The sequence below is a fragment of the Burkholderia multivorans ATCC BAA-247 genome, assembly GCF_000959525.1.
Taxonomy (GTDB): Bacteria; Pseudomonadota; Gammaproteobacteria; order Burkholderiales; family Burkholderiaceae; genus Burkholderia; species Burkholderia multivorans.
This window is the reverse complement of the sequence record NZ_CP009830.1, coordinates 113,461-134,740: the sequence shown is the minus strand read 5'-3', so window position 1 is coordinate 134,740 and position 21,280 is coordinate 113,461. Positions and strand designations below refer to the sequence as shown.

The following is a 21,280-nucleotide window of genomic DNA, read 5'->3' as shown; positions in this document are numbered from 1 at the left end:
ACATTGCGAAACACAATGAAGCCATGGGCACTGCCGAGCTGCCGGATCTCAAGCTGCTTCAGCTTTTCGACTTGCTGTATGACGTGCGCAGCGTGACGCGGGCGGCGGAGCAGCTCGGGCAGAGCCAGCCGACGATCAGCATCTGGCTGGGGCGGCTGCGCGAACATCTGCAGGATCCGTTGTTCGTGCGTACGCCCGCCGGGATGACGCCGACGCCTCAGGCAGACGCGTTGATCGGCCCATGCCGGGAAATCCTGGAGTCGCTGCGGCGGTTTTCGGCATGGGAAATCTCGTTCGATCCTGCCACGGCCAAGCGGCGCTTCCGGATCTGCATGACGGATGCGAGTCACATCACGCTGCTGCCGAAAATGCTCGCGCATGTGCGCGCGCAGGCGCCGGGCATTCGACTCGAAGCGGCGAGAATCGACGGGAACACGGAGCGCGCGCTGGAATCGGGCGAGGCGGATCTCGCGATCGGGTATGTGCCGTGGCTCGGCAGCGGCATGTACCAGCAGCAGCTCTACATGCAGGATTGGGTTTGTCTCGCCAATCCCGATCATCCGCGCGTGCGCGCGAAGCTGACGCTCAAGCAATACCGCCGCGAAGGACACGTGATCATCGCGGCCGGCACGGGTGCGCAATTGCTGGAGCAGGCGCTGCTGCGCGAGAACATCGACCGCGACGTCGTGCTCGAGCTGCCGGGTATGCTCGGGCTTGGGTCGATCATCCAGTCGACCGATCTGATTGCGACGCTGCCGAGAAACATCGGGGAGACGCTGGCGCGCGTGAACGGGATCGCGGTTCATCCCTGCCCGTTTCCGGTCGACAAGTTTGCGGTGCGTCAGCATTGGCATGCGAAATACCACCACGAGGCCGGTAATCGCTGGTTGCGGTCGGTGGTGGCGGATTTGTTTCTGGATAGAAGTTAGCGATGCGCGGCGCGAGCGGTTAAACGGCGGAATGGCCGGGCCGATGGATGACGGAATGGTAGCGGGCAGGTTGTGCTCTCGGTTTGCGTCGCGCCGCAGGAAGATCGTCGGTATGGCGCGTCGAAGCTGCAGCCGCAACGGTCGTCGGTTACACCCGATCGCAAATGGAGAGAAGCGAGGGAAACGGTCGACACAGCGCCCCGCGCTGTAGGCCGATCGCGGTTATTCAGTCCGTCGACCCAGGCCGCGATGCCACTCGCTTCTCCGGCGCTGCGCTTATTTCAATGCCCCTTCGGACACCAGCACCTCGTGTGCGGCCTTGAACGCGCTGAGCCCGTGCGGAATGCCCGAATAAGCGGTCGCGTGCAGCAATGTCGCCTTGATTTCGTCGACGCTTACGCCGTTGTTGAGCGCCCCCTTCACGTGCAGCTTGAGTTCGTTCGTATGGCCGCCGGCAGTCAGCATCGCGAGGTTGAGCAGACTGCGCGTTTTGCGGTCGAGCGTGTCGTCGCCCCATGCCCATCCCCACGCCCATGCGGTGGTGGCGCGCTGGAACGCCATCATGAAGGCGTCCGCCTTTTCCATCGATGCATCGACGTATTCGGGGCCGAGCACTTCACGGCGGATCGGCAAGCCTTTCTGAAACAGCGCCTCGTCTTCATTCATGATCGATCTCCATTGTTAATCCAGAGCGCCGGCGCCGGCCGGACACCGGCTCCGCGAACGCGAGCCGTCCCGCGACGCGAACAGGTAGCACACCAGCGCGGTGACGACGAGGCCGACCATCCACGAGACGTCGACGCCACCCAGAATCGACGCCCACGGGCCGCGGAAGAAGCTCTCTTGCATGAACGGAACCTGCACCGCAATCCCGAACACGTAGATCGCGGTGGTCTTGGCGTTGAACGCGCCGTACATGCCGCCATTGCTGCTGATGATCTCCGCGACGCGGTAGTGCCGGTTGTTGACGAGGTAGAAGTCGATCAGGTTGATCGCGATCCATGGCGCGAGCACGATGCGCAGCGCGAAGATCGCGTTCAGAAAGATCGCGATGAAGTTGCTCGACGCCCACAGGGCGATCGCGGTGGACGCCACCAGCAGCACCGCCGACACGGCGACGCGCACCTTGCGCCCCGGCACCCAGTGCGGGCGGAACGTCTGCGCGGCGGTGATGAACGACAGCACTGCGCCGTACAGATTCATTCCGTTGTGGCCGATGATGTTGACGAGAAACAGGAGGATCAGCACGTAGCCGAACGCGCCGGTCTGCTCGCGGACGGCCTGCATCGCGTCGGACGAATGTCCGGTGCTGACTGCGAGCACACCGAACAGGAACGCGAAGATCGTGCCTAGCGATGTACCGAAATAGGTATACGCAAACGTCTTCCCGAATCCGGCGGAGGCCGGCAGATAGCGAGAATAGTCGGACGTATAGGGCGCGAAGCTGATCTGCCAGATCGCGCACAGCCCGAACATCGCGAACCAGTTCGTGGAATCGAAATGCCCTCGCTCGAAGATCTGCGCGTCGAGCCCCGGCGCCATCAGCGCGATGCCGATCAGCAGCGCGCCGCCCATGAACCACGCACCGATCTTGTTGAAGCGATGAATGAAGTGGCAGCCGATCACGCCCACCAGCGTCGCAAGCACCGCACCGACGACGGTCGCGGCGGGTACGGGTATCGCGGGCATGGCGGTGTGCAGCGTTTTGCCCGCCAGAATGATGTTCGATACGAAGAAGCCGAGGTAGATCAGCGTGGTGAACCCGACCACGAGCAGCGAGCCGTAGCGGCCGAACTGGGCGCGGCTCTGGATCATCTGCGGTACGCCGACGAGCGGCCCTTGCGCGGAAGTGAGCGCGTGAAAGATCGCGCCGAAGAATTGCCCGGCCACGATCGCGAGAATCGCGCTGACCAGGTCGAGATGAAACACCAGCACCGACGTGGCGCCCGAGATCACGGCCAGCGGTGCGACGTTCGTGCAGAACCACAGGGTGAAGAGATCGGCCGGCTTGCCGTGGCGGGCCTCCGACGGAACATATTCGATCGAGTTGCTTTCGATGGCGAGAACGCCGCCGTCGCTGTCCTGCTTTGTCATGCTGTCTCCATCGTTATTGCCGGACCAAGCGGCGCCGCGCGGGCGCAGCCTGGTCTCCGTCGCTTATGAATCGATACGGCAGGCGATCGGATCGCCGCTCAGCGCATCACGAACGGGTCGCCGATCGGATCGTCCGACGTGCGCAGCCATACGGACTTCGTGGTCGTGTATTCGAGCGCGGCGCTCAGCCCGCCTTCGCGGCCGTGTCCGGATAGCCCGAAGCCGCCGAACGGCACGAGCGGCGACACGGCCCGATACGTGTTGATCCACACGATGCCGGTGCGCACGCGCTTCGACACGCGGTGAGCCCGCGTGAGATTGGTCGTGAAGATGCCGGCCGCGAGGCCATATGCGGTGCCGTTCGCCTTGTCGATCGCTTCCTGCTCGGATTCGAACGTGTCGACCGACAGCACCGGCCCGAACAATTCGGTCGTGATGCTGTCGGCGTGCGCGACGCCGGTGCAGTCGAGGATCGTCGGCGCGTAGTAATACCCGTCGCGTGCCAGCTTCTTTCCGCCGGCGAGCACGGTCGCGCCCTGACGCACCGAGCGCTCGACGACCGTCTCGATGTGGCGAAGCTGTCGCTCGGTACACAGCGGGCCGTATTCGGTTTCCCGCTCGCCGGGGGAACCGATGCGAATCCGCGATACGCGTTCCACGAGCATCGCGAGGAATCGATCCTTGACCGAAGCCTCGATCAGCAGGCGCGAACCCGCGACGCAGCTCTGGCCGCTCGCTGCGAAGATGGCCGCAACCTGCGCATTCACGGCGCTCTGGATGTCGGTATCGGCGAACACGATGAACGGCGACTTGCCGCCGAGTTCGAGCGACACCTTCGCGAGGTTATCGGCCGTATTGCGCACGATGTGGCGCGCGGTCTCGGGGCCGCCGGTGAACGCGACCTTGTCCACATCGGGATGGCTGCTCAGCACCGCACCGCATTCCGGGCCGAAGCCGGTGACGACGTTGACGACACCGGGCGGGAAGCCGGCCTCGTGCACGATGCGCGCGAACTCGAGCAGCGGTCCCGGTGCTTCCTCGGATGCCTTCAGCACGACGGTGCAGCCCGCGGCGAGTGCGGGGCCGAGCTTGACCGCGGACAGGAACAGCTGGCTGTTCCACGGCACGATCGCGGCGACCACGCCGACCGGCTGCCGCTCGAGCCATACCTGCATGTCGGGCTTGTCGACGGGGATGCTGCTGCCCTCGAGCTTGTCGGCGATGCCGGCGTAGTAGCGGTAATACTCGGCAACGTATGCGATCTGGCTCGACGTTTCGCGGATGATCTTGCCGGTGTCTTTCGTTTCGATTTCGGCGAGCCGCGGTGCAGCCTGTTCGACGAGGTCCGCGAGCCGGTACAGCAGTTTGCCGCGCGCCGACGCGGTCAGGCCTGCCCAGGCGCGATCGGTCAGTGCACGGCGGGCCGCCGCGACCGCGCGATTCACTTCGTCCGTGCGGGCTTCCGGCATCTGCGCCCACACGGCGCCGGTTGCCGGGTCGATGCTGCCGAAGGTGGCGGCGCCGGGCTCGAACTGCCCGTCGATATACAGCTGAAAATGTGCATTCATGACATCGTCCCCTTACCGGAACGCCGGCATCACGTCGCGGATCATCCGCTCGAGCGACGCCTTCTTGCGTTCGAACGGCATGCCCGTGTCGATCCAGAACGAGTACTCGTCGAAGCCGAGCGCCTCATAGGTCTTCAGACGTTCGATCACTTCCGCCGGCGTGCCGATCACGTTGTTCCGGCGCATCGCTTCGGGCGTGTAGAACGGATGCGCGGCGATTTCCTCGCGGCTCAGCGGCTGGATCATCCCGCGACTGACCGGACGTTCGTTCTTGAACCACGCGCCGAAGTAGTTGTAGAACACGTTGATTTCGTCGGCGGCTCGCTGCGCGTCGTCCTCGTTGCTCGCGACATAGGTGTGACGCAGCAGCATGATCTGCGGACGCGGCACGTCGCTGTACTTCGCACACGCGGCGTTGAAATGGCCGACGAGCTTCTCGACTTCGTCGTCGCCGAGATGCAGCGGTGTGACCTGCACGTTGCAGCCGTTGGCCACCGCGAACTCGTGGCTGTTCGGATCGCGCGCGGCGACCCAGATCGGCGGATGCGGTTGCTGCAGCGGCAGCGGCGACGATGTGGTCGACGGGAACTTCCAGAATTCGCCGTCGTGCGCGTAGTTGCCTTCCCACAGCTTCTTCACGGCCGGAATCAGCTCGCGCATGCGCTGGCCTGCGCTCCACGCGTCGAGACCCGGCATCAGGCGCTCATATTCGAACGAGTAGGCGCCGCGCGCGATGCCGAGCTCGAGGCGCCCGCCCGAGATGATGTCCGTCATCGCGGCTTCGCCGGCGAGCTTGATCGGATGCCAGAACGGCGCGACGACCGTGCCCGTGCCGAGCCGTACGCGCTTCGTCTTGTTCGCGAGATCGGCGAGGTTGATGAACGGGTTCGGCGCGATCGTGAAATCCATGCCGTGGTGCTCGCCGGTCCAGACGGCGTGCATGCCGCCGCGGTCGGCGATCTGGCACAGCTCGACCATCTCGTCGTACAGCTGCTTTTGGCTGGTCTGGTCGGAGACGCGCTCCATGTGAACGAAAAGCGAAAAACGCATGATGGGACCTTTCAGGAAAGAAGCGGACGGACGGTGCCGGTGCTGTGATCGCCGAAGTACAGGCCGTAACTCTTCAGCTGGCTCTCCTTGCGATAGCGTTCGAGCATGCTGGCGAGCGCGCTGTCCTGGAACGCGTCCGCGTCGAGATCGTCGAGGCTCACGAATTCGCCGGCGGCCGCCGCTTCGTCCGGTGCGCTGCAGAGGAACGAGATGTACTGGTAGTGTGTCTCGGTATTGTTGTAGACCGAGTAGATAAAGCTTGCCGATGCGTCCGGCTGGTATTGCCGGAAAAGTTCGGCGAGCGCCTTGTCGGCGCCTTCACGGCCGATCTCCTTCGCGGGCAGTGTCCACTTGCCCTCGGCGGTGCGGATCATGAGCACCTTGTCGTCGCGCGCGATGATCGCGCTGACGACGACCTTCGGGCCTGCAATGACTTCGGTCGACAGCTTCGCCGGCGTGAAATACCCGCCGCGGTAGTAACCGAGCCCCGCATAGCCTGCCGAATGAAACGCCTCGACCTTGCCGATGATGATTGCGTGATCGCCCGCATCGATCACCTCGTGCGTCGTGCAGTCGAACCACGCGCTGACGTCGTCGATCAGCGGATTACGATGTGCGCTCAGATGCCAGCCGACGTTCGCGAAGCGGTTCTCGCTCGGGCGCGCGAACCTGTTCGACAGCTCCGTTTGCCCTTCCGCGAGGATGTTGATCGCAAAGTGGCCGGCCGTGGAAAACGTCTGGAAATTGCTCGACGTCTTCGCGATGCTGACGAGCAGCAGTGCCGGATCCAGCGACACCGACGAGAACGAGTTCGCGGTGAAGCCGAGCGGCTGGCCATCGTCGCGCGCAGTCGTGACGATCGTCACGCCCGTCATGAACGCGCCGAACGCATCGCGCAGCTCCCGGGTGTTGATCGTCGAGGCTTCCTGGCTGATTGCTTGGCTCATGTCACACTTCCGATTTCAGGGTTTCCGCCTGCGGCACGGTCTGCAGCCACGCACGCAGCGCGCGATTGACCGTGTCGGGCGCGGTCAGGTTGACCATGTGGCGCTCGTTCTCGATCACGACGGCCTTGCCATCCTGTGCGGCTTGCGCCATCTGTCGCGCCATCTCGGGCGTCGAATTCGGATCGTCCGAGCCGGTGAGCACGAGGGCGGGGCAGGCGATCCGGTGCCAGGCGTCCGCATACACCTCGTCGCCGTTCGCGAAGGCGTGGTACGCGGTCGCATAACCGACGAGGTCGACCGACTGCAGCCACGATTGCACCTTCCGTGCGGCGGCCTGCTGCGCTTCTTCCGCGTTGAACCAGCGCTTGAGCGGCGTATCGACGTCGATGGTGCCCGACCGCAGTTCGGCGGCGCGTTGCAGCACGGCTTCGCGCGCCTGCTCGGTTCGGCGGTACACGCCGTTCAGGACTGCCACGCGCTTGACGAGATCCGGTCGCGTCACGGCGACGCCGGCCGCGATCAGCGAGCCCATCGAATGGCCGGCCAGGTTGACGGGGCCGACCTTCAGCGCTTCGATGAACTCTGCCGCCCACTGCACGAACTGCGGCAGCTCGGCGCCGGTGTCGAGCGGATCGCTTCTCCCGTGGCCCGGCATGTCGACGGAGATCACGCGAAAGTCGCGCGACAGGTCGTCGATCTGCGGATACCACGCGCTCGCCTGCATGCCGACCCCATGAATCAGCACCAGCGGTTCGCCCGCGCCCTGGTCGAGATAGTGGGCGACGCGCTTATTTGACAGCGGCAGGGTTCTTGACGTCATTTCCGAGCTCTGCGAGATCTTTGTAGCGGTCGCCGATGCGGTGATGCGGCCGGCCGGCGGTGGCCGCGCCGAGGGCAATGACGAGTTCGTCGGCGGCCGGCGCGTCCGGAATCGCAAACTGGAGCGTCAGGTAGTGCGAACGGCGGCCTTCGTCGTTCTTGTCCATCATCGGAATCAGCAGCGGCGCGTTGGCCGGGCCGCGCGTGTTGTTGAACGCGAGATACGACTTCGCGCCGACGGCCGTCCGATACGTATTGCCGAAATGCAGCGTGTGGATCAGCGCGGATGCGTGCTCGATCTCGCCGTCGAGACCGACGATCGCACTCTTGCCGAACGCTTCGACGGCCTCGCCCGAACCGGCTTCGTCGAGGATCAGCTTCGTCAGGTGTTCGCTCAGTTGCGGCGCGAGCCTGCGGATCTCCGGCGACAGGTCCTCGACGTATCCGCGGCCCACCCACGGGTTCTTGATCACCGCGGCCGCGCCGATCATCTTCAGCGGTTTCGCAGCCACCTTGTCGCCATCCACGTACAGCGTTTCGACGTGGAGGACGGATTTCCGAATCAGGCTCATGGCACCTTCCTTTCATGCGTTGATTGTCGGATTCATTGTGGTATACCATGTTACGGCATGCCATGAGTGTTAACCCGTGTCTCGAAATTGCGCGAAAGCGGAGGTGAAAAATGAGTGCGTACTGGATTGCCCACGTGCAGGTGCTGGATCCCGTGAAGTACAAGGACTACACGGATCTCGCGCCGCAGGCGTTCAAGAAGTTCGGCGCCGTATTTCTCGCGCGCGGCGGCGCGTCGCAGACGCTCGAGGGCGAGGCGTTCGAGCGCCACGTCGTGATCCGCTTTCCCGATATGGACGCCGCGCTCGCGTGTTATCACTCGGCCGAATACCAGACGGCGAAGGCGAAGCGGGATGGACATTGCCGCGCGCAGATCTCGATCGTCGAGGGGCTGGAGGACTGAAACGGCGGCGTCGCCGGGCACGCTGCCGGCGGGATGGAAAGCTCGATGACAGTTAGGTCATAATATGGCATTCCATGTCGGCCGCCGCCTTTTGGGCTGGCGGCAGGCCCATTTCGTTTCCAGAGTGCCGTCCATGCAAGACCTGAAAATCGACCGCAATGCCAAGACCCTGCGCGAACTGACGCTCGACAAGCTGCGTGGCGCGATCGTGCAGGGTTATTTCCGACCGGGCGCGCGGCTCGTCGAACGCACGCTCTGCGACGAACTCGGCGTGAGTCGCACGGTGGTGCGCGAGGTGCTGCGGCATCTCGAGACGGAAGGGCTGGTCGAGACCGTGTCGCGGCAGGGGCCGGTGGTCGCGCGGCTCGATCCGGGGCAGGTCGGCGAGATTTACGAACTGCGCGGGCTGCTCGAAGCCAATGCGGCGCGCGCGTGCGCGGAGGGCGCGACGCCCGAAGTCGTGCAGCGACTGCGCGAAATTCGCGCGGTGATCGAGGATGCGTTCGAGAAGGAAGATCTGCCGCGCGTGCTCGAATACACCGAACGCTTCTATGAAGCGCTGTTCGAGGCGGCGGGCAAACACGTGTCGCTGACGGTCGTTAAGACGCTGAATGCGCGCATCAATCGGCTGCGTGCGCTGACCATCGCAATGCCGGGGCGCGGCAGCGATTCCAATACGGAGATGAACCGCCTGCTCGACGCGATCGAGCGGCGCGATGGCGACGCGGCCGCGGCGGCGTCGGCGGCGCACATCAAGCGCGTTTCCGAGCTGGCGCAGTCCGCGCTCGCGCAGCAGCAGGACGAGGCCGTCGACGACCGTTGACGACACGCCGGCGCGGGCGTCGATACGCGCGATTCACCACGAAAGGCCGTCGGCAAACTTGCCGGCGGCCTTTTGTTTTGTGTGCCGATTCGACTCATGGTATTCCATAATACAGCGTCCATTGTTGTAGCCCATAAGATGGCATACCATAATCTCATCAAGCAGCACAGCCATCCCGGGAGGACGCCATGACCGAGTCGATAACCGAGCCGATCGAGCAGCAGCCATTCGACACGTCCGGCTTTCGCCGCGCCCTCGGTGCATTCGTCACCGGCGTGACGGTCGTCACGACGATCCAGCCCGACGGTTCGCCGCGCGGCTTCACCGCCAACTCGTTCACGTCGGTGTCGCTCGATCCGCCCTTGATTCTCGTGTGCATCTCGAAGACGGCGTCGAGCCATCCGGTGTTCTCGGCCACGCAGCGTTTTGCGGTGAGCGTGCTGGCGGAGAACCAGGCCGACGTGTCCGGCGTGTTCGCCTCGAAAGCACAGGACAAATTCGCCCGAGTACCGTGGGATACGCGCAAAACGGGTGCCCCGGTGATCCGGGATGCGGCCGCGAGCTTCGACTGCGTGACGCACGACGTGGTCGACGCGGGGGACCACATCATTCTGATCGGACGCGTGGTCGACTTCGCGCAGACGAGCGCGTCGCCGCTCGGCTATTGCCGCGGCGCATACGTGAACTTCAGCCTGTCGCAGGACGCGTTGTCCGCGGCGGGGTGCGCACGGGTGGGCGCGATTCTCGAACATCGCGACGGGCTGGTGCTCGTCGATACGCCGCACGGCCTGCGCCTGCCGACCGGCAGCCGGCTCGAACCGGCGAGCGACGCGGCGAGCCTGCGCGGTGTGCTGACGAAGCTCGGGCTCAACGCGCATCTCGACTTCCTGTTCGCCGTCTTCGAATCGGCCGGCGGCCGCGAGCCGGGCGTGCACATCTATTACCGCGGCCGCGTGATGCCCACCGGTTCGCCGTGGTTCGACAGCAGTATTCGCATCGTGCCGCTGTGGCAAGTTCCTTGGGACGAAATCGCCGATACCGCCGTGCGCTCGATGCTCGAGCGCTACGTGCGCGAACGCAGGCAGGACGCATATGGAATCTACGTCGGCGACACGGAGGCCGGTACGGTCCAGCCGCTGGCTGCCGCGTAACGGCATCGGCGGCGCGCGATGCGCCGCAGTGACGAACGAGGCGATCGAGCAGCCGGCGCGGCGGGCGCTGCCGGACCGAGCACGCGTATTCGGAGGGCTGCCGTTCCGGTGGCCGCAAGCCGCACCCGTTTCATCTGGAGAGAGACCATGAGCAGCAGAAGCATCCCGCGTTTCGCAGCACCGCGTCTGGCATCGCAGCTTGCCTGTATCGCACCGTTGGCCGTTCTTTGCGCCGCACCGGCGGTCGCTGCGGACCCGATCGTGTTCACGAGCTGGGGCGGGACGACCCAATCGTCGCAGCAGAAGGACTGGGCGCAGCCGTTCACGCAGGCGAGCGGCATCAAGGTGCTGATGGACGGACCGACCGACTACGGCAAGCTCAAGGCGATGGTCGAAAGCGGCAACGTCAGCTGGGACGTCGTCGACGTCGAAGGCGACTTCGCGTATGCGGCGGAAAAGGCCGGACTGATCGAGCCGATCGACTATTCCGTGGTGAAGAAGGCCGACCTCGACCCGCGCTTCGCGACGCCGTCTGCCGTGGGCAGTTTCTATTATTCGTTCGTGCTCGGCTACAACAAGGCGAAGTACACGGGGGCGCAGCCGCAGAACTGGGTCGATCTGTTCGACACGAAGCGTTTCCCGGGCAAGCGTACGCTTTACAAGTGGTCGGCGCCGGGCGTGCTCGAGATCGCACTGCTCGCCGACGGCGTCGCGCCGAACAAGCTGTATCCGCTCGATCTCGACCGCGCGTTCAAGAAGCTCGATTCGATCAAGAGCGATATCGTCTGGTGGAGCGGCGGCGCGCAATCGCAGCAGTTGCTCGCATCGGGCGAAGCGCCGATCGGCATGTTCTGGAACGGCCGTCTGCATGCGCTCGCGCAGACGGGCGTACCGGTCGGCATGTCGTGGAATCAGAACCTGACCGCGGCCGACATGCTTGTGATTCCGAAGGGCGCCAAGCATCGCGACGCGGCAATGAAGTTCCTGGCCGCCGCAACGAGCGCGGAGGCCCAAGCCAAGTTCGCCGCCAATACCGGCTATGCACCGATCAACGTGAAGTCGGCGGCGCTGATGCCGCCGGCGATCGCGAAAGCACTGCCCGACCAATACAAGAATTCGCAGATCAATCTCGACATGAAGTACTGGGCCGAGAACCGCGATGCGATCGCGAAGCGCTGGTACGCGTGGCAGTCGAAGTAAGCCGGCGCGTGGCGTTGTACCGACCTGAACGCCGTTCAGGAGGCCGAACTGGACGGAACCGCCCGGTAGCGCAACGAACCTGCATGGGGCCAGTGGCAACAGGCACTGAAGTGCCGGCGCTGGCCGACAAAGGAGACACCATGCCAAACGTATTGAGTACCGTCGCGCATCCTGCCGCGACACCGCCGCGCAAGCGGCGCGACTGGCGCAGCGTGCGGCTGCTGGCACCCGCGATGCTGCTGCTCGTGATCTTTTTCCTGCTGCCCGTGCTGTCGCTGCTGTTGCGCAGTGTGCTCGAGCCGGCGCCAGGGCTGCACAACTACGCGCAGCTACTCGGCTCGACGACGTACGTGCGCGTGTTCGGCAATACGTTCATCGTCGCGACGGTCGTGACGCTCGTCACGCTGACCGTCGGCTTTCCGATGGCGTGGCTGCTCGCCATCGCTCCGCGCAAGCTCAGTTCGGTGCTGTTCGCGATCCTGCTGTTGTCGATGTGGACGAACCTGCTCGCGCGCACGTTCGCGTGGATGGTGCTGCTGCAGGGAACGGGGCCGATCAACCGCGCGCTGATGGCGCTCGGCGTGATCCGCGAGCCGCTGTCGCTCGTCAACAATTTGACCGGCGTGACGATCGGCATGACCTACATCATGCTGCCGTTTCTCGTGATGCCGCTGCATGCGACGCTGCGCGGCATCGACCCGTCGACGCTGCGCGCGGCCGCGGTGTGCGGTGCGAGCCGTTGGCAGGCGTTCTGGCGCATCCTCGTGCCGCTCGCGATGCCGGGCGTGGCGTCCGGTGCGCTGATGGTGTTCGTCATGGCGCTCGGCTACTTCGTCACGCCGACGCTGCTCGGCGGGCCGTCGTACATGATGCTGGCCGAACTGATCGCGCAACTCGTGCAGGAGCTGCTGAACTGGGGGCTCGCCGGCGCCGCGGCCTTCGTGCTGCTTGCCGTCACGCTCGCGCTCTATGCGTTGCAGCTGCGCTTCACGGGCAGCGCACGCGCCGCCGCCGGAGGCCGCTGACATGTTGCTCGATTTCGATCGCCTCGGCGCGCTGCGCTGGATTCTGGTGGCCGTGGGCGCGGCCGTCGCACTGTTCCTGCTGTTGCCGATCGTGTTTATCGTCGCGTTGTCGTTCGGCGATTCGCAGTGGCTCATTTTCCCGCCGCCGGGCTGGACGCTCGAATGGTATCGGCAGCTGTTTACCGACGCCGGCTGGATCGACTCGCTGCTGACCAGCGCGAAGCTGGCGATTATCGTGACGATGCTGTCCGTCGCGATCGGCTTTCTTGCCTCGCTGGCGCTCGTGCGGGGCAGGTTCCGCGGCCGCGAGGCGGTGCGCGGCTTCTTCCTGACACCGATGGTGCTACCCGTCGTCGTGCTCGCCGTTGCGCTCTATGCATTCTTTCTGCGTATCGGGCTCAACGGCACGATGACCGGCTTCGTGATCGGTCACCTGATCATCGCGCTGCCGTTTTCGATCATCTCGATCAGCAATTCGCTCTTGAGCTTCGACACGGCGCTGGAAGACGCCGCGCTGATCTGCGGCGCATCGCCGCTCACGGTGAAGCTGCGCGTCACGCTGCCTGCCATCCGGCTCGGCCTGTTTGCTGCCGCGGTCTTCGCGTTTCTCGCGTCGTGGGATGAAGTCGTGGTGTCGATCTTCATGTCGAGCCCGACGCTGCAGACGTTGCCCGTGCGGATCTGGGCAACGCTGCGGCAAGACCTGACGCCCGTCGTCGCGGCCGCGTCGTCGCTGCTCGTCGGACTGACGACCGTATTGATGCTGGCGGGCGCCGTGGTGCGCCGCGCACGCGCTCACTGAGGTACTACGCCATGACTGCTTTCCTGCAAATCCAGCGCCTGCGCAAGACCTACGATGACGTCGTTGCGATCGACCACGTGTCGCTCGACGTGCGCAAGGGCGAATTCATGACCTTCCTCGGGCCGTCGGGTTCGGGCAAGAGCACCACGCTTTATATCGTCGCGGGCTTTCAGGAGCCGACCGACGGACGCGTGCTGCTCGACGGCAAGTCGCTGCTTTCGGTTGCGCCGAACCAGCGCAACATCGGGATGGTGTTTCAGCGCTATACGCTGTTTCCACACCTGAGCGTGGGCGAGAACGTCGCGTTCCCGCTGCGCGTGCGGCGCCGGCCCGACGCGGAAGTCCGCGCCAAAGTGGAGCAGATGCTGAAGCTCGTACATCTGTCCGAATGCCGTGACCGGATGCCTGCGCAACTCTCCGGCGGCCAGCAGCAGCGCGTCGCGATCGCGCGTGCGCTGGCCTACGATCCGCCCGTGCTGCTGATGGACGAGCCGCTGTCCGCGCTCGACAAGAAGCTGCGCGAGGAAATCCAGCTCGAACTGCGCCGCATTCACCAGGAGACCGGTGTGACGATCCTTTACGTCACGCACGACCAGGAGGAGGCGCTGCGGTTGTCCGACCGTATCGCCGTGTTCAACCAGGGGCGGATCGAGCAGGTGGGCACGGGCGAGGAACTGTATGCGAATCCCGCGTCGCGCTTCGTCGCGAGCTTTATCGGCAACTCGAATTTCCTGCCGGTCAAGGTGACGAAGACACGCGACGGTCGCATGGGCGGCGTGTTTCCCAACGGTATCGAAACGGCCTCGGACGCGTTCCATCCCTCGCTCGCTGCCGGCGACGATGGCACGCTGATGATTCGTCCGGAACAGATACGCATCCGCCCGGTGCAATACGTGGGCGCGGCAACTGCGTCGGCCGTCGGCGCGGGTCTTCCCGTCACGGTGCGCGACATCACCTATCTCGGCGATGCGATGCACTACGCGGTCGCGACACCGTGGCAGCAGGAAATCTCGATCCGCACGCCGGCCGCCCATCGACACGGCAACGGCATCGTGATCGGCGCACAGGCGCTCGTCGAGTGGGATGCGCGCGACGCGCGCCTGTTCGCGCAAGCGTGACGGCAACGGCCATGCGTCACGCACTGCCGTCACTGAAAGTCGAGCGGCCTACTGCCACGCTGCGGGAGCTCGCGCTCGAGAAGATGCGCACCGCGATCCTCGACGCGCATTTCCAGCCGGGCGAACGGCTCGTCGAACGCTCACTGTGCGAGATCCTGGGCGTAAGCCGGACCGTCGTGCGCGAGGTCCTGCGCCATCTGGAAACGGAGGGCCTCGTCGACTCGGTCCCGAACCAGGGGCCCATCGTCGCGGTCCTCGACTTCGACACGGCCGCCGAGATCTACGAGATCCGCGCCTTGCTCGAGGGCGAGGCCGCGATGGCCTGCGCGGAGCATGCCGATGCGTCGCTCGTCGCAGATCTTTCGACGTGCATCGACCGGATCCGGCACGCGTTCGATACGCAGGATCATCACGCGGTGAAGGCGCTGACGTCGGCGTTCTACGAGCGCATGTTCATCGCCGGTAAAAAGCACGTTGCGTGGGAGATCGTGCAGACGTTGATCGCTCGCATCAATCGGCTGCGTGCACTGACGATTGCTTCCGACGATCGCGGTCAGCAGGCGGTCGAAGAAATGCGCGAGATTCTCGCCGGGATCGCGGCCGGCGACGGGAGGGCGGCACGCGACGCAGCCGTCGCGCATGTGGCACGCGTGGCCGAGATTGCGCGCAAGCTGCTGACGCATGGCCGCGAGAGCGCTGCGTGGCGCCAGGCCGGGTAGCGCGCAGGGTGCAGCGTCGCGGCCGTGGCCATTGCCACGCCGCATCAATCGACCGGCGGAATCACCCCTTCGTTCAAGGTCTTGAGAAGGCGCGCCCGACGCTTTTCCAAATCGGCGATCTGACGCTCGATCGCCTCGAGCCTTGCCCGCTGAACGTCGGTGATCTGATCGCAAGAACGGGCACCCTCGATCAGAAGCATGCAGTCGGGGAAACCGCGAATATCGTCGATGGTGAATCCGGTCGCGATCATGCGCTGAATCTGCTTGACCTGCGTGACGGCCTTCTCGGGAAACATGCGATAGCCATTGCTCGCACGTACCGAAGCGAGCAGACCATGTTCGTCGTAGTGGCGGATCGACCGCACGCTGGCGCCAGTGAGTTGCGAAAGTTGTCCGATCGCCAGCAGCTGCAGGGAAGGCGTGTTTTTCATGCAAAGCAGCGTAGCACGATTCGCTTGACTCTCACATCAGTGTAAGGGTTGAGAGTAAGCGTACCGACACTCTCCCAGGCAAGACAATGAGCTTACGGACGTTCTCTCACCTTTTGATTTCCGCGCTCTCGGCGGTTACGCTGCTTGCGTCCGCCCCCGACGCGTTTGCCGCACCGAACAGCTATACGGTGACATCGGCGGACGGGGTAAGGATCGCCGTTCAGGAAAGCGGTAATCCGGGCGGCCCGCCGATCATTCTGGTGCATGGACTGCTTGGCAGCCGCCTGAACTGGGATGCGCAGGTGCGAAGTCGCGAATTGAGCCAATACCGGATCATTACCTATGATCTGCGCGGCCACGGTCTGTCCGGCAAGCCGCCCGGCCCGGAGCCCTATCACGACGGGAACCGCTGGGCCGACGACCTCGCAGCGGTAATCCGCGGCTCGCATGCGCGCAAGCCCGTCGTGGTCGGCTGGTCGCTCGGCGGCGTGGTGATCTCGAACTATCTCGCGAAATATGGCGATAGCGGGATCGCGGGTGCCGTGTATGTCGACGGCGTGGTCGAGCTCGCGCCCGGTCAGATCGTCGCACACCCCGACGTTTATCGCGACATGAATTCGGCCGATCTGCAGACGCATCTGGACGGCGAGCGCACCTTCGTCGGCCTTTGTTTCAATCATCGGCCCGACGCCGACACGTTCGCGCGGCTGCTCGCGAACGCCGCCATGGCATCGTGGGACATGCAGCGAGAAGTGCCGACCATGACGGTGTTCGCCGCGCAGGGGCTCGCCAAGGCGCGCGTACCGCTGCTCTTCATCTACGGAGGTCGCGACGTACTGGTCGACACGCGTGCGACGCTCGCCCGCGCGGCCGCGCTGAATCCGCACATCGTAAGTGAGGTGTACGCGGACGCCGGCCATGCGCCGTTTATCGAGGAGCCCGAGCGTTTCAACCGCGATCTGGACGCGTTCGTCAGGTCGGCATCGCAGCAAGGCCGCGACGTTTTACAGGGAGGTAAGGATGGAACGTGACGTCGGATGTTTTCGGCCGACGGTTCGCTACCTCGTCGTCGAAGGTCCTGCGCCTTTCCGCTTCGTTGTACGGCGCGCTTCGCGCAGTATTACGAGATCGCCGAGCGCGACGGCGTGTCCATATCGGCCGTCTCGACCACGACGCGTCCGAGCGCCCTGAACGGCGCAAGAAGCGCCTCGTCGGCCATGCTGGACGTGATCAACCGCCAGTCTCGTTCGAGCGGCGTCCAGTGTTGCTGCCGCGAGCGACCGAGCTTGTCGGCGTCGGCAAGCACAAACGTCTGAGCCGCGCGCCGGATGATGCAGTCCTTCAGATACGCTTGTTGCGCGCTCGCTTCGCACAGCCCGAACTCCGCGACCACGCCGTCCGCGCCGAGAAACGCCTTGTCGACGCTCAAGCGGCTCAGCGACAGCTCGGCGAGCGGCCCGAGCGTGCTCATGCTCGATTTGCGCAGATCGCCGCCGATCAACGTGAGATGGACGCCGGGCGCGTTCGCCAGCGTCATGACGGCAAGCAGGTTGTTGGTCACCACATGAAGATCGACGCGCGAGACGAGATGCCGCGCCAGCGCGGCGCAGGTCGTGCCGCCGTCGAGCAGCAGCGTATCGCCGTCGTGCACGTGAGCGGCCGCCGCGCGGGCAATCGCTTCTTTCTGCTCGCGCTGCGTCGCCTTGCGTTCCTCGAGCGACGCCTCCGGTTCGTGTGCGCCGATCAGCGCCGTCGCACCGCCATAGGTGCGCACGAGACGGCGCTGGTTCGCGAGCGTCGTCAGGTCGCGCCGCACGGTAGCTTCGGATACGCCGAGCGCGGCGCTGAGTTGTTCGACGCTGGCGTCGCCCGTCAGGACGAGATCGAGAATCGCGCGATGGCGCTCGGACGCTTTCATGGCTGACATCTGCAGGATGGGAGGTTGCCGATGTTACACCACGGCCCGCGCGCATTCCGTCACGCTGGTTGTGCGCTCAGCCGCGCCGCGTCGCGAGTTCGGCGCCCTGGCGCAGCGCTTCGAGCAGGCTGCGCTCGTCGGCGACGCCCGTGCCCGCAATGTCGAACGCGGTGCCGTGATCGACCGATGTGCGGATGACCTCCAGTCCCACCGTCACGTTGACGCCCGCTTCGAGCCCGAGCACCTTCACCGGGCCGTGACCCTGGTCGTGATACATCGCGACAACGAGATCGAAGTCGCCGCGGCCCGCACGGAAAAACAGCGTGTCGGCAGGCAGCGGGCCGGTCACGTCGAGGCCGCGTTCCTGCAACACCGCGACCGCCGGCACGATCTTCTCTTCTTCCTCGCCGTATCCGAACAGGCCGTTCTCCCCGGCATGCGGATTGATCCCGCATACGCCGATGCGCGGCTTTGCGATGCCGGCTTTCACGAGCGTCGCGTGGCCGCGCTCGATCGTGCGCTGTACGAGGCCCGGCTCGATTTTGCGGATCGCGTCGATGATCCCGATATGCGTGGTCACATGAATCACGCGCAGTTGCGGCGCGACCAGCATCATCGATACTTCGTCGACGCCCGTCAGATGCGCGAGCATTTCGGTATGGCCGGGATACTTGTGGCCGCCGGCGTGCAGTGCTTCCTTGTTGAGCGGCGCCGTGCAGATGGCGTCGATCTGCCCGGCTTCGGCCAGCTTCACCGCGCGCGCGATGAATTGATAGGCCGCATCGCCCGCGACGGCCGACAAGCGGCCGAAGGGCAGGTCGGCCGGAATCAGGCCGAGATCGATGCAGTCGATCGTGCCCGGCTCGTAGCGCGCGTCGGCCGCTTCTTGGATGCGACGGATCTTCGCCGTGCCGCCGACGATCTCGTTTGCTCGTTCGAGCCGGCGCGCATCGCCGATCACGAGCGGACGGCATTGCCGATAAACGACGTCGTGTGCGAGGCTCTTGACGATGATTTCCGGGCCGACGCCTGCTGCGTCGCCCATCGTAATGCCGATCACGGGAAGGTAGTTGCTCATGATGTTTTGCCTTGATGTCCTTGAATTCTGCTCTACTGCATGCCGATCGCGTAGGAACGATCAGGCCGAACCGTGTGAGCGGGCGCCTGCGCTGACGCTCGCTGCCGGCGTTTCGCGGAGATAGCGCCACGCGGCGAACAATGCGTGATCGGTGCCGAACGCCCCCGCCTTCGTGACGATACGCAGGTGAGGCTGGCAAGTGGCGGCACCGATCGGCTTGCCGACGGCCACGCCGGCCTCTATCTCCTCAATCAGTTCGACGCTGCCGACGCCAACCGCGCTCAGCATCGCGCGGGCGGTTTCGCCGCCGGTCGCGATCAAGCCGCCGAGCACCGCGAAATGCGGCTTGACGAGCGCGGCAAGCGCGGCCGACAGCAACGCGCCTTCCGCCGGATCGAACGCGTCGTCGCTGCCGATGCGCAGCAGCAGGTCCGCCCCCGTTCGCAGCGCGTCGCCGATGCGCGCCTGCCATTGCGGTACGTCCGCGTGGCGCTCGCCGCCGCGCAGCACGGCGGGCGGTACCGTCAGTTCCATCATGCCGGCGCGTTCTCGCAGCATCGCGCACTGCCGCTCCGATACCGCCGACAGGCTGCCCACCAGCACCAGCACGGGTGCGTGTCGTGGCTGCCGTTGCGAAGCGACGGCGTCTGTTCGCGCCGCGCGCGGGGCGAACAGACTTTCCACGCTCGCGATTTCGCGCGCGAGCCCGCCCGAGCCGACCCAGAACAGCGCGTCGTCCATCTGTGCCGTCGCCCGTGCAAGTGCGATCAGGTCGTCCTTCGTCTCGGCGTCGACCACCAGCGCCTCGGTGCCGCTCGCCGCCACGGCGGCGATTCGCGCGATGAGCGTCTGGCTGCTTTCGCGCAATGCGTCCACGTCGAGTTGGGCGGTCGAAACACCGGCTTGCGCGAGCATCGCGTGCAGGTCTGCGGTGCGGCCCGCATTTTCGAGCTGCCAGGTATCGGTGGTTTCGAGCGGCTCGCCGCGCACGAACACACGGCCGCCGAGTACGGTGCGGCCCGTCGCCGGAAACGCCGGCGCGACAATCGCAAGACCCGCGAGCGGCTGCAACGCGGCGACTTCGGCGGCCCAATTGCCGCGCAGCGTCGAGTCGATCTTCTTGTAGAGGCGCCGGCCCGGTTCGCGCAACGCCCGCCACGCGGCCGACGTGCGCTGCGCGGCCTCGGCCGGCGTGAGACGGCGGGTGTCGGTATCGGCTGCGATCACGTCGGCGGCGCTCGCGTCGAGGCCTTGCGCCGGCACGTCGAGCGTGACGACCGTCCGATAGCCGGCGTTCGCAAAGCCGATCGCGCAATCGGCGGCGCCCGACAGATCGTCCGCGATGATCAGCATGCTCATTGCGCCATTTCCGTTGCTTCGCGTCCGACCTGCACGCGTTTTGCGACGGCCGCGGTCAGGATCGGCGAAAGGACCGCGGTCACGACGACGCACGCGGCCACCAGCAGCGTCGCGCTCTTGGCGGCCTCCGCGTAGACCGGATTCGCCGCGGCGATCAACGCCGGCACGGCGGCCGCGTTACCTGCCGTATTCGCCGCAGCGGTACCGGCGACGCCGGTGCCGCCCGTCAGACGGTCCGCAAGGTAAAGGGGAATGCCCGTCACGATCACGACAGCAATGCCCAGACCGACGCCGAGCACGCCGGCCTGCCACACCTTGTGCAGATCGAGACTCGCGCCGAGCGCCAGCGCGAAGAACGGAATCATCACGGGTACCGCTTTGCCGAGGAACGCACGCATCTCGCGATCCAGGTTGCCGAGCAGCATGCCGAATGCGAGCGGCAGAATGCTGCCGACCAGCGTCGGCCACGGGAACGCCGACAGTCCGGCCACGCCGAGCGTGACCATGGTCAGGAACGGCCCGGATTCGAGCGACATGATCGTATATGCGCCGACGTCTTCGGAGCGACCGTACTGGCCCATGAGCGCCATGTACAGCCCGCCGTTGGTGTCGTTCATCGCCGCGACGACGGCGAGCGTCGACAGGCCGGCGAACAATCCCGACGAGATCGGCTGTTCGCCGAGGAAATGCCCCATGACGACGCCCACGACGATCGCGGCACCGACCTTCGTGACGAACAGCGCGCCACCCTTCTTGAGCAGGTAGGGCGTTGCCTTGACATCGATGCTCGCGCCCATGCAGACGTAAAACACGGCGAGGATCGGCAGCGCACCGGTGAACAGCGCATTGGTAAAAGAGCCGAAAAACTTCGGCATGTCAGGCAAAAACGTGGCGACGAGTGCGCCCACGAGCAGCGGCACGATCATCATGCCGCCGGGTACGCGCTCGATGCCGCGCTTGATGTGTATTTGAGCCATGCCAGTCTCCATTCTCTGATCGGACTTTGATTGAATCGGTCACTTATATGATTGAAACGATCAATCTGGAGTGTACTTCGGCCGCGCATTTTGCGCAAATCGATCATTTTTGTGATCGATGTGATCATCCGCGTGGCGGGTGACCGCGCCCGAACCCGGTCATTGTCCCGAGACAAAGGAGCGCGCTGGCGCCAATGCTTCGTGTCTCGAGGCGGATGTCTGAACCGCGCGCTCGAGCGTTCGCGACGAGACCAGCGACCGGCCTGACGGCGCGCGGAAAGGAAGCGCCGCTGCACTCT

Annotated in this window: 22 protein-coding genes; 10 read left to right on the top strand and 12 right to left on the bottom strand. The window is 65.1% G+C overall.

Features of this window, described 5'->3' with window-relative positions; translation table 11 throughout:
* The first annotated feature begins 23 nt into the window (after nt 1-23).
* On the top strand, nt 24-929 hold the full coding sequence (locus NP80_RS00615) for a LysR family transcriptional regulator (RefSeq protein WP_006405472.1): 906 nt from the start codon (nt 24-26) through the stop codon (nt 927-929).
* Nucleotides 930-1,205: 276 nt separating this feature from the next.
* Here NP80_RS00615 and NP80_RS00610 read toward each other — a convergent pair whose 3' ends face one another.
* From NP80_RS00610 to NP80_RS00580, 7 genes are all read right to left on the bottom strand, one after another.
* Nucleotides 1,206-1,595 carry a carboxymuconolactone decarboxylase family protein gene (locus tag NP80_RS00610; RefSeq protein ID WP_006405471.1) on the bottom strand — a complete coding sequence of 130 codons (390 nt, stop codon included), beginning with the start codon at nt 1,593-1,595 and terminating at the stop codon, nt 1,206-1,208.
* A gap of 15 nt (nt 1,596-1,610) precedes the next feature.
* Nucleotides 1,611-3,023, bottom strand: coding sequence for a purine-cytosine permease family protein (locus NP80_RS00605; protein WP_006410034.1), 1,413 nt, complete (start codon nt 3,021-3,023; stop codon nt 1,611-1,613).
* Nucleotides 3,024-3,121: 98 nt separating this feature from the next.
* Complete coding sequence (locus tag NP80_RS00600; protein ID WP_006405469.1) at nt 3,122-4,591, bottom strand: aldehyde dehydrogenase; 1,470 nt, start codon at nt 4,589-4,591, stop codon at nt 3,122-3,124.
* 12 nt (nt 4,592-4,603) lie between these two features.
* Nucleotides 4,604-5,641, bottom strand: coding sequence for an LLM class flavin-dependent oxidoreductase (locus tag NP80_RS00595; protein ID WP_006405468.1), 1,038 nt, complete (start codon nt 5,639-5,641; stop codon nt 4,604-4,606).
* 11 nt (nt 5,642-5,652) lie between these two features.
* Nucleotides 5,653-6,588 (bottom strand): flavin reductase, encoded by a 936-nt coding sequence (locus NP80_RS00590; RefSeq protein WP_006399291.1) that lies wholly within the window; start codon nt 6,586-6,588, stop codon nt 5,653-5,655.
* A 1-nt stretch (nt 6,589) separates the two neighbouring features.
* Nucleotides 6,590-7,408: an alpha/beta fold hydrolase gene (locus NP80_RS00585; protein ID WP_006405467.1), complete on the bottom strand. Its 819-nt coding sequence runs from the start codon at nt 7,406-7,408 to the stop codon at nt 6,590-6,592.
* Entirely contained in the window at nt 7,377-7,979 is a 603-nt protein-coding gene (locus tag NP80_RS00580; protein ID WP_006405466.1) for an amino acid synthesis family protein, read from the bottom strand. Before NP80_RS00580 ends, NP80_RS00585 begins: the two co-directional genes overlap by 32 nt.
* 110 nt (nt 7,980-8,089) lie before the next feature.
* On the opposite strand from NP80_RS00580, the gene NP80_RS00575 reads away from it, so the two are divergent.
* The 8 genes from NP80_RS00575 (at nt 8,090) to NP80_RS00540 (ending at nt 15,218) form a co-directional block, all read left to right on the top strand.
* On the top strand, nt 8,090-8,380 hold the full coding sequence (locus NP80_RS00575) for a DUF1330 domain-containing protein (protein ID WP_006405465.1): 291 nt from the start codon (nt 8,090-8,092) through the stop codon (nt 8,378-8,380).
* A 133-nt stretch (nt 8,381-8,513) separates the two neighbouring features.
* Nucleotides 8,514-9,203, top strand: a complete 690-nt coding sequence (locus tag NP80_RS00570) for a GntR family transcriptional regulator (protein ID WP_172488739.1) — start codon at nt 8,514-8,516, stop codon at nt 9,201-9,203.
* Nucleotides 9,204-9,391: 188 nt separating this feature from the next.
* Nucleotides 9,392-10,354, top strand: coding sequence for a flavin reductase (locus NP80_RS00565; RefSeq protein WP_006405462.1), 963 nt, complete (start codon nt 9,392-9,394; stop codon nt 10,352-10,354).
* A gap of 147 nt (nt 10,355-10,501) precedes the next feature.
* On the top strand, nt 10,502-11,554 hold the full coding sequence (locus NP80_RS00560) for an ABC transporter substrate-binding protein (RefSeq protein WP_006405461.1): 1,053 nt from the start codon (nt 10,502-10,504) through the stop codon (nt 11,552-11,554).
* A 140-nt stretch (nt 11,555-11,694) separates the two neighbouring features.
* Nucleotides 11,695-12,579, top strand: coding sequence for an ABC transporter permease (locus NP80_RS00555; protein WP_006405460.1), 885 nt, complete (start codon nt 11,695-11,697; stop codon nt 12,577-12,579).
* 1 nt (nt 12,580) lies between these two features.
* A complete protein-coding gene (locus NP80_RS00550) occupies nt 12,581-13,381 on the top strand; it encodes an ABC transporter permease (RefSeq protein WP_006405459.1) in 801 nt (266 codons plus the stop codon).
* An 11-nt stretch (nt 13,382-13,392) separates the two neighbouring features.
* A complete protein-coding gene (locus NP80_RS00545; protein ID WP_006405458.1) occupies nt 13,393-14,499 on the top strand; it encodes an ABC transporter ATP-binding protein in 1,107 nt (368 codons plus the stop codon).
* Between the two features lie 11 nt (nt 14,500-14,510).
* The gene (locus NP80_RS00540; RefSeq protein WP_006405457.1) at nt 14,511-15,218 is read left to right on the top strand and encodes a GntR family transcriptional regulator; all 708 of its coding nucleotides are present in this window, start codon (nt 14,511-14,513) and stop codon (nt 15,216-15,218) included.
* 44 nt (nt 15,219-15,262) lie between these two features.
* On the opposite strand, the gene NP80_RS00535 is transcribed toward NP80_RS00540, so the two are convergent.
* A complete protein-coding gene (locus tag NP80_RS00535) occupies nt 15,263-15,649 on the bottom strand; it encodes a MerR family transcriptional regulator (protein WP_006405456.1) in 387 nt (128 codons plus the stop codon).
* 86 nt (nt 15,650-15,735) lie between these two features.
* Between NP80_RS00535 and NP80_RS00530 the strand changes: the two genes are divergently transcribed.
* Nucleotides 15,736-16,680, top strand: coding sequence for an alpha/beta fold hydrolase (locus NP80_RS00530; protein ID WP_006405455.1), 945 nt, complete (start codon nt 15,736-15,738; stop codon nt 16,678-16,680).
* Nucleotides 16,681-16,769: 89 nt separating this feature from the next.
* Here NP80_RS00530 and NP80_RS00525 read toward each other — a convergent pair whose 3' ends face one another.
* The 4 genes from NP80_RS00525 to NP80_RS00510 form a co-directional block, all read right to left on the bottom strand.
* Nucleotides 16,770-17,567, bottom strand: a complete 798-nt coding sequence (locus NP80_RS00525; RefSeq protein WP_006405454.1) for a DeoR/GlpR family DNA-binding transcription regulator — start codon at nt 17,565-17,567, stop codon at nt 16,770-16,772.
* Between the two features lie 76 nt (nt 17,568-17,643).
* Nucleotides 17,644-18,645: a 4-hydroxythreonine-4-phosphate dehydrogenase PdxA gene (gene pdxA / locus NP80_RS00520; protein ID WP_006405453.1), complete on the bottom strand. Its 1,002-nt coding sequence runs from the start codon at nt 18,643-18,645 to the stop codon at nt 17,644-17,646.
* A 60-nt stretch (nt 18,646-18,705) separates the two neighbouring features.
* Nucleotides 18,706-20,004 (bottom strand): four-carbon acid sugar kinase family protein, encoded by a 1,299-nt coding sequence (locus tag NP80_RS00515; protein WP_006405452.1) that lies wholly within the window; start codon nt 20,002-20,004, stop codon nt 18,706-18,708.
* Nucleotides 20,001-20,981, bottom strand: a complete 981-nt coding sequence (locus NP80_RS00510) for a 2-keto-3-deoxygluconate permease (RefSeq protein ID WP_006405451.1) — start codon at nt 20,979-20,981, stop codon at nt 20,001-20,003. The genes NP80_RS00515 and NP80_RS00510 overlap by 4 nt, the downstream gene beginning before the upstream one ends.
* Nucleotides 20,982-21,280: the final 299 nt, after the last annotated feature.

What these genes read in the sequence shown, in the direction of transcription:
- NP80_RS00515 (WP_006405452.1), bottom strand. Translation starts at nt 20,004, where the DNA reads ATGAGCATGCTGATCATCGCGGACGATCTGTCGGGCGCCGCCGATTGC.
- NP80_RS00600 (WP_006405469.1), bottom strand. Translation starts at nt 4,591, where the DNA reads ATGAATGCACATTTTCAGCTGTATATCGACGGGCAGTTCGAGCCCGGC.
- NP80_RS00575 (WP_006405465.1), top strand. Translation starts at nt 8,090, where the DNA reads ATGAGTGCGTACTGGATTGCCCACGTGCAGGTGCTGGATCCCGTGAAG.
- NP80_RS00525 (WP_006405454.1), bottom strand. Translation starts at nt 17,567, where the DNA reads ATGAAAGCGTCCGAGCGCCATCGCGCGATTCTCGATCTCGTCCTGACG.
- NP80_RS00560 (WP_006405461.1), top strand. Translation starts at nt 10,502, where the DNA reads ATGAGCAGCAGAAGCATCCCGCGTTTCGCAGCACCGCGTCTGGCATCG.
- NP80_RS00565 (WP_006405462.1), top strand. Translation starts at nt 9,392, where the DNA reads ATGACCGAGTCGATAACCGAGCCGATCGAGCAGCAGCCATTCGACACG.
- NP80_RS00580 (WP_006405466.1), bottom strand. Translation starts at nt 7,979, where the DNA reads ATGAGCCTGATTCGGAAATCCGTCCTCCACGTCGAAACGCTGTACGTG.
- NP80_RS00540 (WP_006405457.1), top strand. Translation starts at nt 14,511, where the DNA reads ATGCGTCACGCACTGCCGTCACTGAAAGTCGAGCGGCCTACTGCCACG.
- NP80_RS00590 (WP_006399291.1), bottom strand. Translation starts at nt 6,588, where the DNA reads ATGAGCCAAGCAATCAGCCAGGAAGCCTCGACGATCAACACCCGGGAG.
- NP80_RS00545 (WP_006405458.1), top strand. Translation starts at nt 13,393, where the DNA reads ATGACTGCTTTCCTGCAAATCCAGCGCCTGCGCAAGACCTACGATGAC.
- NP80_RS00555 (WP_006405460.1), top strand. Translation starts at nt 11,695, where the DNA reads ATGCCAAACGTATTGAGTACCGTCGCGCATCCTGCCGCGACACCGCCG.
- NP80_RS00610 (WP_006405471.1), bottom strand. Translation starts at nt 1,595, where the DNA reads ATGAATGAAGACGAGGCGCTGTTTCAGAAAGGCTTGCCGATCCGCCGT.
- NP80_RS00595 (WP_006405468.1), bottom strand. Translation starts at nt 5,641, where the DNA reads ATGCGTTTTTCGCTTTTCGTTCACATGGAGCGCGTCTCCGACCAGACC.
- NP80_RS00530 (WP_006405455.1), top strand. Translation starts at nt 15,736, where the DNA reads ATGAGCTTACGGACGTTCTCTCACCTTTTGATTTCCGCGCTCTCGGCG.
- NP80_RS00570 (WP_172488739.1), top strand. Translation starts at nt 8,514, where the DNA reads ATGCAAGACCTGAAAATCGACCGCAATGCCAAGACCCTGCGCGAACTG.
- pdxA (WP_006405453.1), bottom strand. Translation starts at nt 18,645, where the DNA reads ATGAGCAACTACCTTCCCGTGATCGGCATTACGATGGGCGACGCAGCA.
- NP80_RS00535 (WP_006405456.1), bottom strand. Translation starts at nt 15,649, where the DNA reads ATGAAAAACACGCCTTCCCTGCAGCTGCTGGCGATCGGACAACTTTCG.
- NP80_RS00550 (WP_006405459.1), top strand. Translation starts at nt 12,581, where the DNA reads ATGTTGCTCGATTTCGATCGCCTCGGCGCGCTGCGCTGGATTCTGGTG.
- NP80_RS00510 (WP_006405451.1), bottom strand. Translation starts at nt 20,981, where the DNA reads ATGGCTCAAATACACATCAAGCGCGGCATCGAGCGCGTACCCGGCGGC.
- NP80_RS00585 (WP_006405467.1), bottom strand. Translation starts at nt 7,408, where the DNA reads ATGACGTCAAGAACCCTGCCGCTGTCAAATAAGCGCGTCGCCCACTAT.
- NP80_RS00605 (WP_006410034.1), bottom strand. Translation starts at nt 3,023, where the DNA reads ATGACAAAGCAGGACAGCGACGGCGGCGTTCTCGCCATCGAAAGCAAC.
- NP80_RS00615 (WP_006405472.1), top strand. Translation starts at nt 24, where the DNA reads ATGGGCACTGCCGAGCTGCCGGATCTCAAGCTGCTTCAGCTTTTCGAC.